At 71.5% G+C, this 8357-nt stretch carries 7 protein-coding genes; 5 read left to right on the forward strand and 2 right to left on the reverse strand.

From position 1 onward, the window contains the following. The coding region (msrB, locus tag VIB11_RS13895) for a peptide-methionine (R)-S-oxide reductase MsrB (protein WP_332031835.1) at positions 1 to 428 on the reverse strand (428 nt) is incomplete at its 3' end. A 146-nt stretch (positions 429 to 574) separates the two neighbouring features. On the opposite strand from msrB, the gene VIB11_RS13900 reads away from it, so the two are divergent. Then, positions 575 to 2722, forward strand: coding sequence for an ATP-dependent DNA ligase (locus tag VIB11_RS13900; RefSeq protein ID WP_332031830.1), 2148 nt, complete (start codon positions 575 to 577; stop codon positions 2720 to 2722). Positions 2723 to 2727: 5 nt separating this feature from the next. Next, the gene (locus VIB11_RS13905) at positions 2728 to 3897 is read left to right on the forward strand and encodes an alpha/beta hydrolase family protein (RefSeq protein WP_332031831.1); all 1170 of its coding nucleotides are present in this window, start codon (positions 2728 to 2730) and stop codon (positions 3895 to 3897) included. An 8-nt stretch (positions 3898 to 3905) separates the two neighbouring features. On the opposite strand, the gene VIB11_RS13910 is transcribed toward VIB11_RS13905, so the two are convergent. Beyond that, entirely contained in the window at positions 3906 to 4631 is a 726-nt protein-coding gene (locus VIB11_RS13910) for a dihydrofolate reductase family protein (protein ID WP_332031832.1), read from the reverse strand. 32 nt (positions 4632 to 4663) lie between these two features. Here VIB11_RS13910 and zapE point away from each other — a divergent pair, with 32 nt between their 5' ends. From zapE to VIB11_RS13925, 3 genes are all read left to right on the forward strand, one after another. Next, on the forward strand, positions 4664 to 5707 hold the full coding sequence (gene zapE, locus VIB11_RS13915; RefSeq protein WP_414695839.1) for a cell division protein ZapE: 1044 nt from the start codon (positions 4664 to 4666) through the stop codon (positions 5705 to 5707). A 14-nt stretch (positions 5708 to 5721) separates the two neighbouring features. Beyond that, positions 5722 to 6768: a polyphosphate kinase 2 family protein gene (locus VIB11_RS13920; RefSeq protein WP_332031833.1), complete on the forward strand. Its 1047-nt coding sequence runs from the start codon at positions 5722 to 5724 to the stop codon at positions 6766 to 6768. A 124-nt stretch (positions 6769 to 6892) separates the two neighbouring features. Beyond that, the gene (locus VIB11_RS13925; RefSeq protein ID WP_332031834.1) at positions 6893 to 8191 is read left to right on the forward strand and encodes an ABC transporter substrate-binding protein; all 1299 of its coding nucleotides are present in this window, start codon (positions 6893 to 6895) and stop codon (positions 8189 to 8191) included. The last annotated feature ends 166 nt before the right edge of the window (positions 8192 to 8357 follow it).

The raw sequence follows: 8357 nt of genomic DNA on the forward strand, positions 1-8357 counted from the left end.
CAGGTCAGGCGGGTCGCCGGGCGCAGCGTCATCGAGATCGAGTTGATGCAGTAGCGCTGGTCGGTCGGCGTGTTGTAGCCCTCGCCCTCGAAGACGTGGCCGAGGTGGCTGCCGCAGTTGGCGCACCGGACCTCGACGCGCTTCATCCCGAGGGTCCGGTCCTCGACGTACTCCACCCGGTCACCTGCCAGCGGCGAGTAGAACGACGGCCAGCCGCAGTGGCTGTCGAACTTCGTCCCGGACGTGAACAGCTCCGCGCCGCACGCGCGGCAGGCGTAGACGCCCTCGGTCCTGGTGTCGGTGTACTCGCCGACGAACGGGCGCTCGGTGCCGGCCTCCCTCAGCACCTGGTACTCCGCCGGGGTGAGCTCGGAGCGCCACTCCTCGTCGGTCTTCTGAACGGCGTACTCGCGGTCGGTCTTCTTCATGCTCACGGCTCCAGCCTTTCGCGTGGGGGCACTACCCACAACAGCAGGAGCGGCAGGTTGGTTCCCGCGCGCAGCGCCGTCGCCGGTGACGTCACCCTCCCGTAAGGTCCGCGCGGCGCCGTGGGTCCCGGTCTAGGCTGCGGCTCATGGCTGCGGCGACGGTACTGGAGGTCCCCGGGGGCCCAGACGGGGTTCGTGAGGTGCGGGTCTCCAGCCCGGAGCGGCTGATGTGGCCCGCTGACGGCATCACGAAGCTCGACCTCGCCGAGTACTTCATCGCGGTCGCGGACCCGTTCCTGCGGGCGGTCGGCGGCCGGCCGGTGACCCTCCAGCGGTTTCCCGAGGGCATCGAGGGCGAGGAGTTCTACAACAAGAACCCACCCAAGGGCCTGCCGGAGTGGGCCCGGACCGTGATGTGCACCTACCCCTCCGGGCGCCGTCACCACCAGCTGGTCATCGACGAGGTCGCCACGGCCATCTGGGCAGCGCAGATGAACACCGTCACCTTCCACCCGTGGCCGGTGCGCGCCGAGCAGCCCGACAACCCCGACGAGCTGCGCATCGACCTCGACCCCCAGCCCGGCCGCACGTTCACGGACGCGGTCGAGGCGGCATACGCGCTCCGTGAGGTGCTCGGCGAGCTCGGGCTCACCGCCTGGCCCAAGACCTCCGGGAACCGCGGCGTGCACGTCTACGCCCGCGTGAGCCCGACCCACGAGTTCCTCGACGTCCGCCACGGCGTCATCGGGGTCGCCCGCGAGCTGGAGCGCCGACTGCCGGACCTCGTCACCACCGCGTGGTGGAAGGAGGAGCGCGGCGAGCGCGTCTTCGTCGACTTCAACCAGGCCTGCCGCGACCGGACCATCGCCTCCGCCTACAGCCCCAGACCCCTGGCCGGGGCGCCGGTCTCGACCCCGGTCACCTGGGACGAGCTGCGCGACGTCGACCCGCGCGAGCTGACGATCCGCACGGTTGCCGACCTCGTCAGGCAACGCGGCGACGCCTGGGAGGGTATCGACGACCCGGCCCACGTGGGCGACGTGGCCAACGCCATCGCCCTGTGGGACAAGGATGTCCACGAGCGCGGGCTGGGGGAGCTCAACTTCCCGCCCGACTACCCCAAGATGCCGGGCGAGCCGCCGCGGGTGCAGCCGAGCAAGCGCCGCAAGGACCGCGAGGACGGCGACTACCTCGCACCCAAGGCCGAGCGGGATGCCGCGTGGGGACTTCCGGTGATCCCGCCGGTCTCGCCGATGCTGGCCAAGCCGGTCAAGGCGATCCCCGAGGGCGACTACCTCTACGAGCCGAAGTGGGACGGCTTCCGCTCGATCGTCTTCCGTTCCGGCGACACCGTCGAGATCGGGAGCCGCAACGAGAAGCCGATGACCCGCTACTTCCCGGAGGTCGTCGAGGCCGTCCGGGCCAGCCTGCCGGAGAAGTGCGTGGTCGACGGGGAGATCGTCGTGATCGGGCCGACCGGCGACCGGTTGGACTTCGAGCTGCTGCAGCAGCGGATCCACCCGGCCGCCAGCAGGGTCAGGAAGCTGTCCGTCGAGACGCCCGCACACTTCGTGGCCTTCGACCTGCTGGCGCTCGGCGACGACGACCTCACCGAACGGCCGTTCGGGGAGCGCCGGGCGCTGCTCGAGGAGGCACTCGAGGGCGTCGAGGCGCCGATCCATCTCACCCGGGCCACTGACGACCCGGCCGTGGCCAAGGAGTGGTTCCACCAGTTCGAGGGCGCCGGGCTCGACGGGATCATCGCCAAGCCGCGTGACCTCACCTACCAGCCGGACAGGCGCGTGATGCTCAAGGTCAAGCACGAGCGCACCGCCGACTGTGTGGTGGCGGGGTACCGGACCCACAAGAGCGGCGACGACGCCATCGGCTCCGTGCTGCTCGGGCTGTACACCGCGGACGGCACGCTGATGAGCGTCGGCGTGATCGGCGCCTTCCCGATGGCCCGACGGCGCGAGCTGTTCGAGGAGCTCCAGCCCCTGGTCACGACCTTCGACGACCATCCGTGGGCGTGGGCGGAGCAGGAGGCAGGGACGCGCACCCCCCGCAGCTCGGAGCAGAGCCGGTGGGCCGCGGGCAAGGACCTGTCGTTCACGCCACTGCGGCCCGAGCGGGTCGTGGAGGTGCGCTACGACCACATGGAGGGCGTGCGCTTCCGTCACACCGCGCAGTTCGTGCGCTGGCGGCCGGACCGCGACCCCGAGTCGTGCACCTACGAGCAGCTCGAGGAGCCGGTCAGCTTCGACCTCGCCGACGTGCTCGGCGCGGACCGCTAGCCGCCATGGCTCCCAGCCGCGACCTCGTCCGCCGGGCCGCAGTCGGCGCTGCCGTCACCGGCGGGACGGTGACGGCCCTGGGCGCTCTGTCGTCGATCAGCGCCGCCGTCTACGTCGCACGGCGCGCCCTCACCCCCGACAAGCAGAAGCCTGCCGACACGCAGATCCACGCCGTGGACGAGAGCAGCCTCACCCTGGGCCTCACCCCCGACACGGCCGCCCCGGGGCGGTACGGGCTGTGGCTCGACGACGCGCAGGGCCACTGCCGCGTCGGCGACGTGATCGAGGTCGACGAGGAGGCGGGCCGGGTGCGACGCGAGCTGCTCGGCCTCGACCACGGGCGGCTGGCACCCGGCTTCGCCCGATGGAACCAGTACTACTTCGGCTCTGCTCCGGACCGCTCCCTGGGGCTGCCGACGCGGCACGTGGAGATCCTCACCGAGCTCGGCCCGACCCCTGCGTGGGTCGTCGAGGCTGAGTTCCCGACGACCCGGTGGGCGATCCTCGTCCACGGCCGGGGCGCCCGGCGCGAGGAGTGCCTCAGGGCGGTGACCCCGCTGCGCGAGAGCGGCCTGAACGTCCTGATCCCCTCCTACCGCAACGACATCGGGGCGCCCAGGGGCCCGGACGGGCGCTACAACCTGGGCCTGTCGGAGTGGCGCGACATCGAGGACGCCGCGCTGTACGCCGTGCAGGAAGGGGCGCGGGAGCTGGTGCTGGTCGGGTGGTCCATGGGCGGGGCGATCGTGCTGCAGACCCTCGACCGCTCCTGGCTGACCGGGCACGTCAGCCACGTCGTGCTCGACGCCCCCGTCATCGACTGGAACGACGTCCTCGCCTTCCACGCCCGGGAGCACGGCGTGCCCGCGCCGGTCGGCACGCTCAGCAGGAGCCTGATGGGCAAGCGCTGGGCGCGGCGGCTGGTCGGGGTGCACGACGCGGTCGACGTGGCGAAGACCAACTGGGTGGCGAGGGCGGACGAGCTGCGGCACCGGATCCTGCTGATCCACTCCCTCGATGACGAGTTCGTGCCGGTGGGTCCGTCGGAGCAGCTCGCCGAGGCGCGGCCCGACCTGGTGTGGTTCGAGCCGTGGGAGACCGCCCGGCACTGCAAGGAGTGGAACACCGACCCGGAGCGCTGGGAGTCGGCGGTGCGCGAGTTCGTCTCGTCCTAGGGGGCGACCTACGGCAGCACCCGCCAGCGGCCTATCACCGTGCCCTCGGCCTCCACCATCGCCATCGGGGTCAGGGCGACGTCGAGGTCCGCGCCGGCGGTGATGCGCGGCCGGGCGCCACCCCCGACGAGCGCGGGCACCCAGGTCAGGTCGAGCTCGTCGACCGCACCGGCCGCGAGCAGGGAGCTGAACAGGCTGGGCCCGCCCTCCGAGAGGACCTGCCGCAGCCCGCGCGCCGCCAGGGCCCGCCGTGCCTGCGCCAGGTCCACCTCGTCGCGCCCGCAGAGGATCACCGCGTCGTCGCCGAGGGCGTCGCGCGCCTCTGCCAGGTGCGCTGGTTCGGCGGCCTCCCGGGTGATGAGCAGCGCCCCACCCCGGTCCGGCGCGGCACGCAGGAGGGCCGGCGGCATACGCCCGCTGTTGCTCACGACCGCGAGCGGCGGCGCACCGCCATCCTCCTCACGGAGCCGCTGGTAGCCCTCGGCCCGCACCGTGCCCGCCCCGACCAGCACGACGTCGCTGAGCCGGCGCAGCAGGTCGAACACGACGCCGTCAGCCTCGGTGTTGATGGAGCCGCTGAGACCGTCCGGCCCCGACGCAGCCCCGTCCAGGGTCGACACGAAGTTCACGCGCAGCCACTCGGCCGCGGGCGGGGCGTACAGCCGCGCCAGTGCCTCGCGGTCGACGGACGCGCCGGGGGCGAGGGTTCCGGTCTCGTCGAGGAGCAGGCGCATGGCCGCAGTGTGCCAGTCACTACGCTGCCGGTGTGCCCCCGTCGATCACCGCGCGCGAGCCTCGCCCGGACCGTGACCGGCTGGTCCGCGAGCTCGTCCCGCCGCCTCGCTTCGACACCGAGCGGTTCTCCACCTATCGCCCCGACCCGGCGCAGCCGAGCCAGGGCGCCGCGGTCCAGCGCCTCGAGGCGTATGCCGCGGGGCTGGCCGCGCGCGTCGACGACGCCAGAGGGGCCGGAGGCCGATGGTGGCGGCGGGGGAGCGGCAAACCCCAGCCCTCACGGGGGGTCTACCTCGACGGGGGCTTCGGGGTCGGCAAGACGCACCTGCTCGCCAGCCTGTGGCACGCCGCTCCCGGCCCGAAGGCCTTCGGCACGTTCGTGGAGTTCACGAACCTCGTGGGCGCGCTCGGTTTCGCCCAGACCGTCGAGGTGCTCCAGGGTCACCGGCTGGTCTGCATCGACGAGTTCGAGCTCGACGACCCGGGCGACACCGTGCTGATGGCGACCCTGCTGACCCGGCTGGCCGAGTCCGGAGTGGCCCTCGCCGCAACGTCCAACACCCTGCCGGACGCGCTGGGCGAGGGGCGGTTCGCGGCGGAGGACTTCCTGCGCGAGATCCAGGCGCTGTCGGCGCGGTTCGACGTCCTCACCGTCGACGGGGAGGACTACCGCCACCGCGGCAGCGTGCAGAGCCCCGCGCCGCTCAGCGACGGGGAGGTGCTCGAGCGCGTGGAGGCCTCGGGCGGCGTCTGCGACCACTTCGTCGACGTCACGAGGCACCTGGCCCAAGTGCACCCCAGCCGCTACCGCGCGCTGCTCGACGGCGTCGGCGCCGTCGGCTGGCAGAAGGTGCGGCCGGTCTCGGACCAGATGGTGGCGCTGCGCCTCGTGGTCCTCGCCGACCGGCTCTACGACGCGGACATCCCGGTCTTCGCCAGCGGTCACCCGCTGGGCGAGCTCTTCACACCCGAGCTGCTGCGGGGCGGCTACCGGAAGAAGTACTTCCGGGCGCTGTCCCGGCTCACGGCGCTGGCACGGGAGGGCTCCGGAGAGGTCGCGCACGGCCAGGGGTGATGCCACGATGCCCCATGGCCAAGAAAGCGACGTCGGGGACTGGCAAGGGCAAGGGCAAGGCCGGGGGCAAGGGCAAGGCCGTTGACAAGGCCAAGGCCGTTGGCAAGGGCAAGGCCGCGGACAAGGCCAAGGCCGTTGGCAAGGCCAAGGGCGGGGGCGCGCGGAGAGGCGCCGGCAGAAGGGCGCCGTCGGAGCCGACCCCCGTGGCCGCACCTCGACCCATCGAGTCCGCGTCGTTCACCGAGGCGCTGCGCGTCGGCGCCGGCTTCAGCCTCTTCGACCTCGATGCGCGGTCGACGCCGGCCTTCGACGGTGACAAGGCTGCGGCCAAGGAGCTGATGCCGGCCCTCGCCGACGAGGCGAGCGAGCTGCAGGAGAGGCTCTACGCCGAGTCCAAGAACGGGGGCACCCGCTCGCTGCTGCTGGTGATCCAGGGCATGGACACCTCCGGCAAGGGCGGCATCATGCGCTACGTCGTCGGCGAGCTCGACCCGCAGGGGGTGAGCTACACGGCGTTCAAGGCACCCACGGCGGAGGAGCGGAAGCACCCGTTCCTGTGGCGCATCCGGCGCGCCCTGCCCGCCCCCGGGCAGATCGGGGTGTTCGACCGGTCGCACTACGAGGACGTCCTCATCGCCCGCGTGCGCGAGCTCGTGCCCCGCGCGACGTGGTCGCGGCGGTACGCCCAGATCAACGCCTTCGAGAAGTCGGTCGTGGAGTCGGGGACGACGGTTGTCAAGGTGATGCTGCACATCTCGAGCGACGAGCAGAAGGCCCGGCTCATGGAGCGGCTCGAACGCCCGGACAAGCACTGGAAGTTCAACCCCGGCGACATCGACGAGCGCCAGCGCTGGCCCCACTACCAGGAGGCCTACCAAGCGGCTCTGGAGAAGTGCTCGACCCCCGACGTCCCCTGGTTCGTGGTCCCGGCCGACCGCAAGTGGTACGCCCGGCTGGCGGTGCAGAACCTCGTCCTCGAGCACCTGCGCGCGATGGACCCGCACTGGCCGGCAGCCGACTTCGACGTCGAGACGGAGAAGGCGCGGTTGGCCGCCACGTGAGGCGTGTGATGACTGTGTTGCGATCTGTCGCGATCTGTTGCGCCGCAGGGGGCCCGGCCCTAGGTTGAGGTGACCGCGAGACCTGCGTGACGCAGGTCACATGCGCCCCCTGAGGAGGACGACGATGTCCGAAAGCGTGGAACGACGCCATCGACAAGCGCGCAAACGGCTGGCGGCCGTGTCGGCGGGCGCGATCCTGGTGCCCGTCCTGGCGGCCTGCGGGGGCGAGGAGGGTGGCACGGTGGTCAACCTCTACGGCGGGGCAAGCGGCGCAGGTTTCGACAAGATCATCGCGGCCTGCAACGAGGAGGCGGCCGGCAAGTACACCATCGTCGGCAACCTCCTCCCGAGCGACGCCGACGGCCAGCGGGAGCAGTTCGTCCGGCGGCTCGCCGCCCAGGACACCGGCATGGACCTGCTCGGCATGGACGTCACCTGGACGGCCGAGTTCGCGGAAGCAGGGTGGATCCGGGAGCTCACGGGCGACAAGGCGACCCAGGCGACCGAGGGCACCCTCGAGAAGCCTCTCGAGACCGCCAGGTGGAAGGACAAGCTCTACGGGGTCCCGAAGCACACCAACGTGCAGCTGCTCTGGTACCGCAAGTCCCTGGTCCCGGAGGCGCCCGCGACCTGGGACGAGCTGATGGCTGCGGCGCAGAAGCTCAAGGACGAGGGCAAGACGTACCAGATCGCCTTCACGGCGGCGCAGTACGAGGGCTACGTCGTGAACGTCAACAACATGCTCAACGCCTACGGCGCCAGCTTCGTCAACGAGGACAGCACCCAGGCCACCCTCGACGAGAAGGCGGTGCAGGGCCTCACGCTCCTGAACAAGCTGTCGACCTCGGGGCTGACCAGCGAGTCCCTCTCGAACGCCCAGGAGCCCGAGGTCTTCGCCGACCTGCAGGCCGGCCGGGCGGCGTTCGCGCTGAACTGGCCGTACGTCCTCAGTGCCATGCGGACCGCCGGGGAGACCGACCCCAAGAGCAAGGAGGTCGCCGACGACCTCGGCTACGCGCCGTTCCCCACCGTGAAGGAGGGGGAGGACCCCAAGGTCACGCTCGGCGGGATGAACTACGCGATCAGCACCTACAGTCGCCACCCCGAGGAGACCTTCGAGGCGGCCATGTGCCTGCGCAACGCGGAGCACCAGCTGCAGACCTCCCTCGAGGCCGGTGACCCGCCGGTGCTGAAGGAGGTCTTCGAGGAGCCGGAGTTCCAGAAGAACTACCCGATGTACGAAGCCATGCTCAAGGAGCTCGAGAACGCCGTGCCGCGTCCGGTGACGCCGATCTACCAGAACATCTCGACGCTCGTCTCCACGAACCTGTCGCCGCCGTCGGCCATCGAGCCGGAGCAGAGCACGGCGGAGCTGAACGACCTCATCCAGGAAGCCATTGACGGGAAGGGGATCCTGCCGTGAGCACCAACCTACCCACGGCGGCAGGCGCCGAGGCAGAGCGACGGGAGGAAGGCGGCGGCGCGGACCGCGGCACCGAGATCGCCCGGAAGCGCTACAGCGAAGGCAAACGCGCCGAGCGCCGGCTGGGCCTGCTGCTGTGTGCGCCGGCCGTCATCGTCATGCTGGC

This window comes from Pedococcus sp., from assembly GCF_036554925.1.
In the GTDB taxonomy this organism is placed as follows: Bacteria; Actinomycetota; Actinomycetes; order Actinomycetales; family Dermatophilaceae; genus Pedococcus_A.